We start from the raw sequence: 14055 nt of genomic DNA on the forward strand, positions 1-14055 counted from the left end.
ATGGAACTCATGATTGTCGACGACCACCCGCTGTTCCGGGAAGGGCTGAAGACCATCGTCAATCGCAACCGGAACTATTCGGTCGTGGCGGAGGCCGGCAACGGCAAGGATGGCGTGGCCCTGGCCAGGGAACTCAGGCCGGACATCATGCTGGTGGACATTTCCATGCCCGGTAAGAACGGCATCCAGGTCATCCGTGATCTCAGGCAATTCCTTCCCGAGACCCGGTTCATCATCATTTCCATGCATTCCGAGGCCGACTACATCGTGGAGGCGTTTCGTGCCGGGGCCACCGGCTATATGATCAAGGAGTCCGCCGCCGAAAACCTGATCAAGGGGCTGGATACCGTGGCCAGGGGCGAAATGTTTCTGGACAGCGCCCTTTCCCAAGAGGTGGTCTTCAAGCTCCTTCAGGCCAAGGACGACGCCGGCGAATCACGGAAGGACCCCTACTCCACGCTCACCCCCCGTGAGCAGGAAGTCATGCGCATGCTTGCCGAAGGACTGACCTCCAAGGAGGTGGCGGCCCAGCTTTTCATCTCGCCGAAAACCGTGGAAAACCACCGAACCAACCTGATGAAGAAGCTTGGCCTGCACTCCACGGTGGAACTCATTCGCTATTCGGCCCGGCTGGGGCTTATCGACCTTGATACGTGGGCCATCTGACCTTGCCGCCTTCGGTTCGGCGGATCGGACCCGGCAGAATGTGTTGCAATTGGGGAAAATAGTTGCCATTGTGTGCTTTAGATCGATTTCAGCCGGAAGCCCCGAGCCTTCGGAATCCTGAGAGGTAAGGCATGTTCAAAGACGTCAGTTTGAAGTGGAAAGTTCTCGCCCTGGTCATTCTCGGCCCCATCTTCGTTGCCTGTGTGCTTGCGGTTCAGCAGGTGATGCAGATCAGGGAAGCCGGGCATGAAGATATCCTGCACCAGGGCAGGGCCGTCATCCTCATGGCCGAGGCGGCTCGCGAGGAGATGTCCGCTAAACTGGCCGCTGGCGTCATGCGCCCCTTTGACGAGATCAAGTCCAGGGAACAACTTCTTCAGGCCGTTCCCATCATCACCGCCATCAACATGGCCCAACGCAACGCCAAGGCTCTGGATTACGCCTTCAGGGTTCCCAAAGTCTCTCCGCGCAATCCGAAGAACGAGCCGACCGAACTGGAACTTTCCGTACTCAAGCGGTTGAAAGAGGAGAAGCTGGAAGAACTGGTCGTGGCCGAGGAAGATCAGATTCGCTATTTTCGCCCCATCCGGCTGACCAAGGAGTGCCTCTACTGCCACGGCGATCCCAAGGGCGGCAAGGACCCGCTCGGCGGCATCAAGGAAGGATGGCGCGAGGGTGAGATTCACGGCGCTTTCGAGATTATTTCATCCCTGGAAACCGCCAAGGCCAAGAGTCTGAAATCAGGCATCTACACTGCGGTGGAGACCGCCGTCATTCTGTTACTCGTGGGTATTGCCTCATGGTTCATGGTCAAGCGGGTCATCGTTACCCCGCTGTTCCGTATCCGCGACTTCGCCCGTGATGTGGCGTCCGGCGATCTTGATGCCCACCCGGGAGGAGCCTTCGGAGCGGAGCTTGGAGTAGTTCGAGACGCCATCTCCACCATGGTGGACAACCTCAAGGCCAAGATGCTTGAAGCCTCCCAGAAACAGGAGGAGGCCGAAGCGGCCAAGGGCGAGGCCGAGGTGGCCATGAACGAGGCCAAGCAGCAGGAGGCCCGGACCAACGAGCTTCTTTCCAAGATGCAGCGCATTGCAGGGGACGCTTCGCTTATCGCTGAGCAGGTGACCAGCGCCGCGGACGAGCTTTCCGCCCAGGCCGACCAGGTCAGCAGCGGCGCGGAGATACAACGCGAGCGCACCGCCCAGACCGCCACGGCCATGGAAGAGATGAACGCCACTGTTCTGGAGGTGGCCAGGAACTCCGCCAACTCCGCCGACTCGGCCCAAAATGCCAAGGAGCAGGCCCAGCAGGGCGCGGACGTGGTCAAGAACGCGATCTTCGCCATCGAGGAAGTGCACGAGCTGACCACCACGCTGAAGTCCTCCATGGCCTCGCTTGGCGGGCAGGCAACGGACATCGGCCAGATCATGAACGTCATCGAGGACATCGCGGACCAGACCAACCTCCTCGCGCTCAACGCGGCCATTGAGGCGGCTCGGGCAGGTGAGGCCGGTCGCGGCTTTGCGGTTGTCGCCGACGAGGTGCGCAAGTTGGCTGAAAAGACCATGGACGCCACCAAGGAGGTGGGCAACGCCATCCAGAGCATTCAGGATGGTGCGGAAGCCAACATCCGAAGCGTGGATACCGCGGCCGAGGCCGTGGACAGGGCCACGGAGATGGCCAACCAGTCCGGGGAGTCCCTTGGACAGATCGTCCATTTCGCCGACGCGACTTCGGGGCAGGTGCAGTCCATCGCCACCGCCGCGGAGGAGCAGTCAGCCGCCTCGGAAGAGATCAACCGCGCCGTGGAGGACATCAACCTGATCGCCTCTGAAACGGCCGAGGGCATGAACCAGTCCGCCGAGGCCATTACCGAACTCGCACGCCTCTCCAATGAGCTGAGGCTGCTCATCAACGAGATGAACGAATAGCGGGCCGTTCAAGATTCGCCTATTCCAGGGCTCCGGCTTATCAGGTCGGAGCCCTGTTTCATTTCCGCTCAGCGCCTTTACATTTCGGGCGAAGGTGCTAGGCTTGCCCCATGTCAAACCATGCCCTCGCCAACGCGGCCCGCGTCCTGCGGGAGTCCCGCTGCACCCTGGCGTTCACCGGAGCCGGTATTTCCGTTGAGTCGGGAGTCCCCCCGTTCCGGGGGCCCGGTGGGGTCTGGGCCAAGTATGACCCCGCCAAGTTCGAGAAGGCCTACTTCCGGCGGAACCCGGAAGAGGTCTGGCCGCTGCTGAAGGAGATCTTCTACAGCCGCCTGGTCCACGCCAAGCCCAATCCAGCCCACTACGCGCTGGCCGAACTGGAGCGCGCGGGCATGCTGGATGGCATCGTGACCCAGAACATCGACGGGCTGCATCAGGAGGCAGGCAGCCTGGTGGTCCACGAATACCACGGCTCCACCCGGCGCATGCAGTGCATGAAATGCCGGGAGTTTTTCGACGCTTCAAATATTTCCCTTGAAAAGCTGCCGCCACCGTGTCCGGTCTGCGGCGGCCTGCTCAAGCCGGACTTCGTCTTCTTCGGCGAGGGCATCCCCACCGACGTGCACCGGGCCGCGACCGACCTTGCCGGGCGGGCCGAGGTCTGCCTGATCGTGGGCACCGGGGGCACGGTGGTGCCTGCCGGACGCATCCCCTACATCGTCAAGAACCGGGGCGGCGTCCTCATTGAGATCAACCTCCACGACACCAGCTATTCGTACACCGTCTCGGATTACTATCTCCAGGGCAAGGCGGGCACCCGACTGCCGGAACTGGTGGCCGCGACCCTGGGTTGACCCGACCCCGCAAAAAGGAATGAGCCCCGGCGTAATAGCAATAGCCGAGGCTCTCTAACCCCGTACCTTCACCTGATCCAAGCGCTCGGTTACGGAGGTGTTCTATCTGTTTTTCGGAAATCCCATAGGAGAAACCCGGGACGGATCTGATGATCCGCCCCGGGAGGTTGGTTGTTCGTCCTAGCCGGCCATGCGCTTGACCGGACGACCGAGCCTAGCCAGGAACTGCTTCCTGGTCATGGGGCCCTTCTTGATGGAGGAGGCGTCCGCGGACAGCATCTCATAGTAGCTGTCGGGATCCGTCTGCACCAGGTAGATGACCCTGACTTCGTCGGGATCGACCAGTTCCGCGTCCGGGAACTTCTCCTGGGCCTGGGCCAGACGCTCCTCGGCCAGGGTGAGCATGTCCTCGCGTTCGCCGAAGTTCATGGCCCCGGTGGGACAGGTCTGCACGCAGGCGGGCAGCATGCCCACCTTGACGCGGTCGATGCACATGTCGCACTTCACGATCTGGCCGGTCTCCTCGTTGACGCGGGGAATCTCGTAGGGGCAACCGAAACGGTAGGCGTCCTTGTCGGGTTCCTTTGCGGTCAACTCGGTGTAGACCACGGCTCCGGTCTCCTCGTCATGGACGATGGCGCCGGGCACGGTCATGGAGTCCATGCACGGCGGCTCCACGCAATGGCGGCATTGTTCCGGGAAGAACAGCCACTGGAGCTTGCCGTCCACCTCCAGTTCGTTGAAGCGGACCAGTTTCAGGGTGACGCCGGAGAGGTCCGGAGGATTCTGATGGGAACCCGTATTCTCGGTCTTCTCGGCGGGGAGTTTCTTCCATTGCTTGCAGGCAACCTGGCAACCACGGCAGGCCGTACACTTGGTCAGGTCGATGAAGAATGTCTTACTCATGTCATTCCTCCTTTACGCCTTGCGGACGTTGACCATGAAGGCCTTGGTTTCAGGGATGCCGGTGTTCGGGTCACCGACGGACGGGGTCAGGATGTTGGCGGAGTCGCCGCCGTCCTTGGGCCATGTCCAGCCGAAGTGCCAGGGCAGGCCGACCTGATGAATGGTGGTGCCCTTGATGGTGAACGGCTTCAGGCGCTTGGTCACGATGGCCTTGGCCCAGATGGAGCCGCGCACCGATTCGACCGTTACCTTTTCACCGTTTTCGATCCCTCTGAGTTCCGCAAGTTCCGGGCTCATTTCAACGAAGACCTGGGGCTCCGCTTCGGTCAGCCAGTCGCAGTTGCGGGTCATCAGACCGGTCTGCCAGTGCTCGGTGACACGGTAGGTGGTGCCGATGAACGGGAACTTGGGATCGCACACCGCCTTGGTCTCGTCCTCGTAGGAGAGGGCGGTGGGGTTATGCAGGGTTGAGGAGAAGGGATGCGACTTCACCGGGCATTCCAGCGGCTCGTAGTATTCGGGCAGCGGACCGTCAGCCCGGCCGGGGCCGAAGAGCTGGCCGAAGCCGTGCTTGCGCATGATGAAGGCATATTTGGTGCCCGGAGCCCAACCTCCGTCAGGCACGTCGCCCTTCCACTTGGTCTCGGGACCGGTCCACTCGATGACCGGCTTTTCCGGGTTCCAGGGCTTGCCCTGGAGGTCAACCGAGGCCCTGTTGTACAGGATGCGGCGGTTGACGGGCCAACACCAGGAGAAGTTCGGGAAGAGGCCGATCTTCGCCTGTTCGGGAGTCTGGGCCAGGCTGCGGCGTGCTGCCATGTTGCCCTTGTCCGTGTAGGAGTTGCAGTACAGCCAGTTACCCGAGCAGGTGGAGCCGTCGGCCTGCAGGAAGGCGAAGCTCGGGACCTGCTGGCCCTTCTTGTAGGACTTGCCCTTGATGGTCACGTCCCTGGTGAAGTAGCCGTTGATCAGCTTGGCGGTCTTGTGGGCGTCGAACACGCCGTTGGTGGCGATGTTGTCCCAGGTCAGCCGGGTGATCGGTTCGGGGTAGGCGCCGCCTTCCTTCTCGTACAGGTGCTGAATCTCCTTCATCAGCTCGTACATCATGTCGCCGTCGGGCATCTGCCCTGCGGGCGCGTCGGGGCCCTTGTAGCGCCACTGCATCCAGCGGCCGGAGTTGGTGATGGAACCTTCCTTCTCAATGGAGACCGCGCAGGGGAGGAAGAAGACTTCGGTCTTGATCTTCTTCGGGTCCATGTCGGGACCTTCCCAGAACCAACCGGTCTCGTTGGGGAAGATGTTGACGTTTACCAGCCAGTCCAGCTTTGACAGGGCACGCCTGTTCTTGTTGGCGTTGGCCCCGGAACAGGCCGGGTTCATGCCCCAGGCGAAGAGGCCCTTGAACTGGCCCGCGTCCATCTTGTCGAACAGGGTCAGCCAGGAGTATTCGGCCGCGGAAGCGGAGTCGAGCCTGGGCAGGTAGTTGTAGGCGGTCGCCGGGTCGTCGTCCATCCACATGGACTTGATCAGGGACGCCGAGTATTTGGGATAGTTGCCCCACCAGTTGGCCGACTTCGGGTCGTGGGAGACCGGGGTGTAGGCCTTGTCGTAGTCCGCCAGGGTCGGCTGGGACGCCTTGGGCGTCTTCAGGTAGCCGGGCAGGATGTGGTAGAGCAGGCAGTGGTCGGTGGAGCCCTGGACGTTGGATTCGCCGCGCAGGGCGTTGACGCCGCCGCCAGCCACGCCGATGTTGCCGAGCAGCAACTGGATCATGGCCATGGAGCGGATGTTCTGCACGCCCACGGTGTGCTGGGTCCAGCCCATGGCGTACATGATGGTGCCTGCCTTGTCGGCCTTGCCTGTGGCGGCATAGGTCTCGTACAGGGCGACGAGTTCGTCCTTGCTCATGCCGGAGATCGAGGAGACCTTGTCAAGGTCGTAGCGCGCGTAGTGCTTCTTGAGCATCTGGTAGACGCACTTGGGATCCTTGAGGGTCGGGTCCTTCTTCGGGTTGCCCTCGGCGTCCATGGCGAAAGCCCACTTGGACTTGTCGTAGGACTTGGTCTTGGGGTTGTACCCGGCGAAGATGCCGTCGGTGAAGGAGTAGTTGTCGCCGATGATGAAGGAGGCGTTGGTGTAGTCGACCACGTAGTCCCTGAAGATCAGGTCGTTGTCGAGAATGTACTTGATCATGCCGCCGAGGACCGCGATATCCGAGCCGGAACGGAGGCCCGCATACATGTCGGCCTTGGCCGAAGTCCTGGTGAAACGGGGGTCGACGTGGATCAGGGTCGCGCCCTTTTCCTGCGCCTTGGTCACCCACTTGAAGGAGATGGGATGGTTTTCGGCAGCGTTGCTGCCCATTATCAGAATGCAATCACTGTTCTGGATGTCGATCCAGTGATTGGTCATCGCGCCGCGTCCGAACGACTCTGCCAGAGCCGCAACAGTCGCGCTGTGTCAGATACGCGCCTGGTGCTCTATGTACACCAGGCCGAGGCTGCGGAGCATTGTCTGGTAGGCCCAGCACTCCTCGTTGTCGAGAGCGGCGGAACCGAGCGACGCGATGTTGTCGCAGCGGTTGACCACTTGTCCTTTCTTGTTCTTGTAGGTGAACTCGGCGTCGCGGGTTTCCTTGACCCTGCGGGCGATCTTTTCGAGCGCCCAGGACATGGAGACCTTCTTGAATTCGGTGGAGTAGGGGGCGCGGTAGAGCACCGTGTCCGGGCGCCGGTCGTTGTCGGCCAGCTGCCAGATGGATGCGCCCTTGGCGCACAGCGCGCCTTCGTTGATCGGGTGATCCGGGTCGCCCTCGACGTTGATCGCCTTGTTGTCCTTGAGGGCCGTGTTGACGATGAGACCGCAACCCACGGCACAGTAGCAGCACACGGACGTGGTCTGCTTGCTCCATTTCGGGGTCAGCGCGGCAGCCCTGTCGATCATCTTCGACTTGGGCGTACAGCCGAGCCCGAGACCGCCAAACGCCGTCGCAACAGCGGCGGTGGCGGAGAGCTTGAGGAAGTTCCTTCGGTTGGTATGCATTCGACCTCCTGTTGTTGATGCGGTTCAGCGCCCGCGAATCTCGCGGCCCAACGCCACGAGCAGGGCATAACCGCTCGGCTGCACTACGCTGTCCCAGCTGGGAGTCCTGGCCCACGTACGTCCGGCTCGAACGTACGTGGCGGCCATGGACTTCGCCACTGTCCGCACAGCGTCCAGAGCGAAGCCCAGCCCGTCGAAGGGCATGGCCGCGACACCCCGTGCAGCAAATTTTTTGTGTTTTGCATTGCGCATTAACGTTCCTCTCCCTTTTTTACCTATAGCCGTTATGAGCGTCTGTGGCTTTGCGGGCAACGCAAAGGGTCTTCTCTCAGCTCTTACACAGGGGCAAAGGGCAATTTAATTTTCAACACGCTGATTTGAATGGCGATGTTCTATGCTCAATAGGGCATAGGCGGATTTCTTTGTTGCGGTTTGACACCAATGCAGGTCAGGGTCCGTCTCATGGGCACAAAAAAGGCCCCGGCCGCGTACGCGGGCCGGGGCCTTTCTGTCGATAACTAATCGTTTTATTTGCCGAAGGGGCACTTGGGGAAGGAGCAGGTCTTGCAGGTCATGCAGAAGCCGCCTTCGCCGAGATTGGCCAGATCCTTTCGGGTCAGCGTCTGTCCGGCCAGGAGGCGGGGCAGGAGGATGTCGAAGGCCGTGGTCTTGTAGAAGAGGGCGCAGGCCGGGACGCCGATGATTTGCGCGTTGCGGATCTTGCCCACCAGGCTCATGGTGCCGGGGAGCATGGGCACGCCATAGAGGGCGTCGGTCATGCCTGCGTCGGCCAGGGCCGGGCGGGTGACGTCGTCCGGGTCCACGGACATGCCCGCCGTGGTCACGATCAGGTCGCACCCGGCGTCGAGCATGGCCGTGACCGACTTGGTGATGGTCTCGCGGTCATCGGGCACGATGTCGGTGCGGTGCACCTCGCTGCCCAGCTTGATGACCTTGGAGGAGACGATGGGGATGAACTTGTCCTCGATCAGTCCCTGGAAGACCTCGGTGCCGGTTACCAGCACGCCCACCTTGGCCTTGCGCAGAGGCAGGATGGACAGGATCGGCCCTTCTCCCAGGGCGGTGATGGCCCGCGAGAACTTGTCGCGGGAGATATAGAGCGGGATGGCCCTTGTTCCGGCCACGCCCTTGCCCTCGGGGATGATGGATCCGTCGTGGCGGGTTGCGAGCATGACGTCCGGGGAGAGATTGAACCGAGAGAGGGCGTCAAGATCGATGGAGAGCAGGCCGGTCTTTTCGGCGAAGAAGTTGATTTTGCCTTCCTTGGGGTCATCGTCATAGGTGATGCCGTCACCGGCCATACGCTTGGCAAAGGCCTTGACCGCCTCGTTCTCGTGCACCCATTCGTCGCCAGGCAGGCTTTCGGCGTCGTAGACATGGAATTTGCCGATGCGCTGGAGGCGGCAGACGTCGCCGATGCCGAGCACGTCTCCGGCGCGGCTTACGGGCTCCTTGCTTTCCTCGGCCTCAATACCGGTCATGTCGTGGACCACGGTCTTGCCCACGGCCTCCTCAACGGGAACGGCGCGCATCACAGGGGCGTCGTCGCGGCACTCCACTCCCTCCATGGCAACGTACGGGTCTTCACCCTGGCAGCCGCGGCAGATGGAACCGTCGCTGGAGGGGTAGGCCTCGCCGCAGACGGGACAGACATCGATGGCGGTCATGTGGCCGTGGCCGAGATATTTCTTGTCCACGGTGATGGGCCTGATGGAGCAGATGGTGTCCCCGGCCTGCTCGATTTCGGCGAAAAGTTTCTCGGTATCCTGCTCGGCCTTGGGCTTTTCCTTCATGAACCAGCCTCTGATCTCGGGCCACTGCTCCAGCTTCTTCTGGTCGATGGCCACGCGCACGCCCACGCCCGTGTACTTGTCGTACAACGATACGGCATAGCGGCCGAGCAGTTTGATCTTCATCCAGTTGTTGCCGGCGGAGCAGAGGGTGAGGAGCTGGACCGCGTCGGGCAGACACTTGCCGGACTCCACCAGGGCTTCGAACAGCGTGCCTTCCGGGATGCGGGCCTTGGCCGCCTCCACCATGTAGCCGCCGATGAGCAGGCCGGGCGCGGGGTAGCCGTGGAATTCCTTGGCCTTCTGTTTGAATTCCTCAAAGGTGTAGTTGCCGATATTCATGGTCACCTCGTCTTGTAAATGAGGGTTGGGTGCGTCAAAAGCGACCATCCTATGACACGGTGTCAAGCCCGAGGCAATTATTCCCGGGAAGTTCTTTTTTTCACGAAGTTGGGCGCGTTTGGGCGGAGTCGAGAATAGCACCGGCCGGGGAATTGTGCAAAATGCGAAAAAGGAGGCCTCTGCCCGGCAGGATGCGGGCATCACCTCTTTTGGGTGTGCCTTTCCGTTTCGGCGGTGCGGTAAAGGGATGGCGACAGGTTTTCATCGCCAATGTTGCAGGCCGCAAAAAAGGCCCTGTTCCGGTGGAACAGGGCCTTTCGTATTTGCCTTGGCCTGGCGCGAGGTGACGTTACATGGCCAGGTGGCGGTCGCGGAATCGAGGCTTCCGCAGGGGCCTATTCGGCTTCTTCGGCAGGAGCGCAATCGCAGTGGTCCTCGGTGGAACAACCGCAGGGCAGCACCTGGGAATGACCCATCTCTTCCTTGACGTCCGTGGCGATCTTGAAGAGCACCGTCACGACAAGCGCGCCGGTGGCGTAGATCATCATGGAGACCATCAGTTCCTTGCCGGTGGGCCAGTAAGGCGTGATGGTTTCGAAGGGAGTGGGGTTGAAACCGCCGATGAGCAGGCCGAGGCCCTTGTCGATCCAGGTAGCGATGACCAGGATGACCAGAGTCCAGGGCAGCAGCTTCAGGTTGTTGCGGAACTTCGGGGTGACCAGCAGGGTGATGGAGATCGCCGCGAAAGCGATGAAGGTCCACATCAGGGTCACCAGGCCGGAGCTGGCGTGTTCGAACAGGTACAGGATCGGGTGCATGTGACCCGGGATGTTCGAGTAGAACGAGGTGAAGATCTCCAGGGCGAAGAAGAACATGTTGATGCACATGGCATACGCGATGATCTTGACCAGGGTCTTCAGAGCGTTCTTGGGCATCTTGAAGGTGGTGAACTTCTCCGTGACCATCATCACCAGGAGGAGGATGGCGGGACCGGAGCAGAATGCGCTCGCCAGGAAGCGGGCGGCCAGGATGGCGGTGAGCCAGTAGTGGCGGCCGGGCAGACCCTGATACAGGAACGCGGTCACGGTATGGATGGAGAAGGCCCAGATAACGGACGTGTAGATGAAGGGCTTGAGCCACTTCGGATGCGGCAGGCGCACCCGGTCAGCCTGGAGGCAGGTCCAGCCCACCAGCAGGTTGAGGAACAGGTAGCCGTTGAGCACGATCATATCCCAGAACAGAATGGAGTTCGGAGTGGGATGGAAGATCATGTTCATCATGCGTTGCGGCTGACCAATGTCGACCACGATGAAGAACAGGCACATTATGCACGCGGCAATGGCCATGAACTCACCGAAGATGACCATGTGCTTGTTGGTCTTGTAGGAGTGGAAGTAGTTGGGCAGCACGATCATGACACCGGAAGCCGCCAAACCGACCAGGTAGGTGAACTGGGAGATGTAGAAGCCCCAGGAGACGTCCCGGCTCATGCCGGTGATCTGAAGGCCGTTCATCAACTGGTCGATCCAGGCCGTGGAGCCTATGGCGATCAGCACCACAAGGAAGCTGATCCAGGCGTAATATCTCTTGGAACCTTTGAGAGCTAATTCAAGCATTCTGATTCCTCCTAAATGATGTAGTAGACGCAGGGCTCGGTGCCCACGGAGGGTTTACGGCGGATGGTGAACCGCTCGCGCAGCACCTTGCGGACCGGGGATTCGGGATCGTAGAGATCACCGAAGGCCAGGGCTCCTTCGGACGCTTCCACGCAGGCCGGGTCCTTGCCCTCGGCCAGGCGTTCGACGCAGAAGTTGCATTTCTCGACCACGCCGCGCATGCGGGTGGGGAACTCCGGGTTGAGCTTGCTCAGGTCCAGACCGTGGCGGGGTTCGCCCCAGTTGAACGAGCGGGAGCCGTAGGGGCAGGCCGCCATGCAGTACCGGCAGCCGATGCAGCGATGGTAGTCCATGGCCACGATGCCGTCGGCCCGCTTGAACGTCGCCTTGGTGGGGCAGACGCGCACGCAGGAGGGGTTCTCGCAGTGGTTGCACAGCAACATGTAGTCGCGGTGGTGCACTTCCTCGGCGAGGTGCGGGTTCTCCTGCTCGGGGAAGGTGTGGGCGTAGGTGTCATGCCAGAGCCACTTCACTTCCTTCTTGCCCTCGATGTGCGGGACGTTATGCGTCTTGTGGCAGATTTCGGCCAGCTTGTTGATCTCTTCCGCGCTGTGCAGCTTGGTAGTGTCAACGACCATGGCCCACTGCTTGGCGTGTTCCGCCTTGGCGTTCACCTTGGCCGGCGAGTGCCCGCCGGAACTCGCCACGGCCGCTTTGGGAGCGACGGCGAGGCCGGCCGCAGCAACGGCGGCGAGCTTGATGAAGGTTCTTCTGTTGTTCTTCATTATTTCAAACCCTCCGGCTGAATGTGGCAATCCCAGCAGTAGGGGGTGACGCCGGCGTCGTTATGACATTTGTCACAGAAGTCGGCCTTGGAGTTGTGGCACTTCATGCAGGTGCGCTGCAGGGAAATGGTGAACTCCTTGCCCTGGTGGTTGACATAGGTGCGTTTGCCGTCGCGCAGTGCGTAGTCGCGCCACTCGTTGAGGAGCTGCATGTGGTTTTCACGCATGAACTGCGTGGACTCCACACATTCCTTTTCTCCGGCAGGCAGCTTGACTTCGGGCTGTTTGTACTCCTTGGTCACGGCGGTGCCCAGCGCAAACGGGGCGCAGAGCAGGCCTATGAAGATGACCAGCCCGGCCATGATGGGGAAACCGTAGTGCATTCTCATTTATGCCTCCATGTTCGGGGGAGTCCAATCGTCTTCTTCGTCCTCGAAGCCGGGCAGGTACTCCTGGCGCATGTCCATCTTGCGTACCTCGCCTTCCTCCAGGACCAGGGCATTGGCCACGAGCTCGTGGGTACCGGTGATGGTAACGCCGGGGGCCCAGTAGTCTGCCAGGGGAATCAGGGTGGCGCGGTCGATGGCGCAGATGCAGGCCATGGTGTTGACGCCGTGCTTGTCCCGGACATACCTGAGGGCATTGCCGCGGGGCAGTCCGCCGCGCAGGCGGATTTCCATGATCTCGTCGGTGTTCAGGCCGGAACCGCCGGCGCAGCAGAAGGTCTGCTCACGGGTGGTCTGGGGCGGCATCTCGAAGAAGTTGTTGCACACGTTCTTGATCACGTAGCGCGGCTCATCCAGCAGGCCCATGCCCCGAGCGGGGTTGCAGGAGTCGTGGAAGGTGACGCGCAGGTGGTCGTTGCGGCTGGGATCGAGATTGAGCTTGCCGTTCTTGATCAGGTCGGCGGTGAACTCGGTGATGTGCAGCATCTTGGTTGCGGCAGCGGTGTCGAACACGGTGCCGGTGATCGGGCTCTTCGGGGTCGTCATCTGAGAACCCTGATTGTCGCCGTTCATGGTGTCCATGTACTGGTGGACGACGCGCCACATGTGGCCGCACTCGCCGCCGAGAATCCACTTACAGCCGAGGCGGTTGGCTTCGGCGTACATCTTGGCGTTGAGCTTCTTCATGACTTCGTTGTTGGTGAACGAACCGAAGTTGCCGCCCTCGGAGGCGTAGGTGGACATGGTGTAGTCCAGGTCCAGGTAATCGAAGAGCAGCAGGTAGCCCATGAAGGTGTAGATGCCCGGATCGGCGAAGACGTCGCCGGACGGGGTGATGAACAGGATCTCATGGCCCTTTTCGTTGAGCGGGGCCTTGACCCGGCGACCGGTGACTTCTTCGATGTCATCGACCATGAAGTCGACGATGTCCTTGAAGGCGTGGGGCTGAATGCCGAGGTGGTTACCTGTGATGTTACAGTTGGAGACCGGCTCCATGATCCAGTTGGTGTTCAGGCCGACCAGGTGCATCAGCTCGCGGGCCATCATGGTCATTTCCGCGGTGTCGATGCCGTAGGGGCAGAACAGGGAGCAGCGGCGGCACTGGGTGCACTGGTAGAAGTAGATGAACCACTCCTTGAGCACGTTTTCTTCCATGACGCGGGAGCCCGTCAGCTTGGACAGGATCTTGCCGGCCAGGGTGAACTCGCCGCGGTAGACCGAACGCATCAGTTCGGCGCGGAGCACGGGCATGTTCTTGGGGTCGCCGGAGCCGATGAAGTAGTGGCACTTGTCAGCGCAGGCACCGCAACGCACGCAGATGTCCATGAACAGCTGCAGGGAGCGGAACTTCTTGAGGCGTTCGCGGAAACCGTTGACCACGGTCTCCTTCCAGTTGGCGGGCAGATGCCAGTCAGCCTCGCCGGGAACCCATTGACGCGCCTCGCCCCACAGACCGGGCATCTTGGATTCCATGTACGCGATCTTTTCGGGCTTGGCGGGATAACACCAGTTGCCCGGTGAGAAGTCCACCGGGGTCTCCATCCAGCCTGTGGCCGGCGGAGCGTAGTCTATGCTTTTGAAAAGCTCATCAGCTTTTGGGATGTCGGACATATTTCTTCTCTCCTGATTAAAGAAGTATCACCTTGGGCGACC

The 14055-nt window shown here is 61.1% G+C and carries 10 protein-coding genes; 3 read left to right on the forward strand and 7 right to left on the reverse strand.

What is annotated here, in order from left to right:
- From GM415_RS06530 to GM415_RS06540, 3 genes are all read left to right on the forward strand, one after another.
- The gene (locus tag GM415_RS06530) at nucleotides 1-666 is read left to right on the forward strand and encodes a response regulator (protein WP_158947015.1); all 666 of its coding nucleotides are present in this window, start codon (nucleotides 1-3) and stop codon (nucleotides 664-666) included.
- Between the two features lie 131 nt (nucleotides 667-797).
- A complete protein-coding gene (locus tag GM415_RS06535; protein ID WP_158947016.1) occupies nucleotides 798-2600 on the forward strand; it encodes a methyl-accepting chemotaxis protein in 1803 nt (600 codons plus the stop codon).
- A 110-nt stretch (nucleotides 2601-2710) separates the two neighbouring features.
- A complete protein-coding gene (locus tag GM415_RS06540; RefSeq protein ID WP_158947017.1) occupies nucleotides 2711-3454 on the forward strand; it encodes an NAD-dependent deacylase in 744 nt (247 codons plus the stop codon).
- 180 nt (nucleotides 3455-3634) lie between these two features.
- Here the strand turns inward: GM415_RS06540 and GM415_RS06545 are convergent, their stop codons facing one another.
- The 7 genes from GM415_RS06545 to dsrK form a co-directional block, all read right to left on the reverse strand.
- On the reverse strand, nucleotides 3635-4360 hold the full coding sequence (locus tag GM415_RS06545) for a 4Fe-4S dicluster domain-containing protein (RefSeq protein ID WP_158947018.1): 726 nt from the start codon (nucleotides 4358-4360) through the stop codon (nucleotides 3635-3637).
- A 12-nt stretch (nucleotides 4361-4372) separates the two neighbouring features.
- Nucleotides 4373-7402 carry a formate dehydrogenase-N subunit alpha gene (gene fdnG / locus GM415_RS06550; RefSeq protein ID WP_158947019.1) on the reverse strand — a complete coding sequence of 1010 codons (3030 nt, stop codon included), beginning with the start codon at nucleotides 7400-7402 and terminating at the stop codon, nucleotides 4373-4375.
- A 527-nt stretch (nucleotides 7403-7929) separates the two neighbouring features.
- Complete coding sequence (locus GM415_RS06555) at nucleotides 7930-9555, reverse strand: FmdE family protein (RefSeq protein ID WP_158947020.1); 1626 nt, start codon at nucleotides 9553-9555, stop codon at nucleotides 7930-7932.
- 395 nt (nucleotides 9556-9950) lie between these two features.
- Nucleotides 9951-11171, reverse strand: coding sequence for a sulfate reduction electron transfer complex DsrMKJOP subunit DsrP (gene dsrP / locus GM415_RS06560; RefSeq protein WP_158947021.1), 1221 nt, complete (start codon nucleotides 11169-11171; stop codon nucleotides 9951-9953).
- A gap of 11 nt (nucleotides 11172-11182) precedes the next feature.
- Complete coding sequence (gene dsrO / locus GM415_RS06565; protein ID WP_158947022.1) at nucleotides 11183-11956, reverse strand: sulfate reduction electron transfer complex DsrMKJOP subunit DsrO; 774 nt, start codon at nucleotides 11954-11956, stop codon at nucleotides 11183-11185.
- Nucleotides 11956-12345, reverse strand: a complete 390-nt coding sequence (gene dsrJ / locus GM415_RS06570) for a sulfate reduction electron transfer complex DsrMKJOP subunit DsrJ (protein ID WP_158947023.1) — start codon at nucleotides 12343-12345, stop codon at nucleotides 11956-11958. Before dsrJ ends, dsrO begins: the two co-directional genes overlap by 1 nt.
- Entirely contained in the window at nucleotides 12346-14013 is a 1668-nt protein-coding gene (dsrK, locus tag GM415_RS06575) for a sulfate reduction electron transfer complex DsrMKJOP subunit DsrK (protein WP_158947024.1), read from the reverse strand.
- Nucleotides 14014-14055: the final 42 nt, after the last annotated feature.

This window comes from Pseudodesulfovibrio cashew (genome assembly GCF_009762795.1).
In the GTDB taxonomy this organism is placed as follows: domain Bacteria; phylum Desulfobacterota; class Desulfovibrionia; order Desulfovibrionales; family Desulfovibrionaceae; genus Pseudodesulfovibrio; species Pseudodesulfovibrio cashew.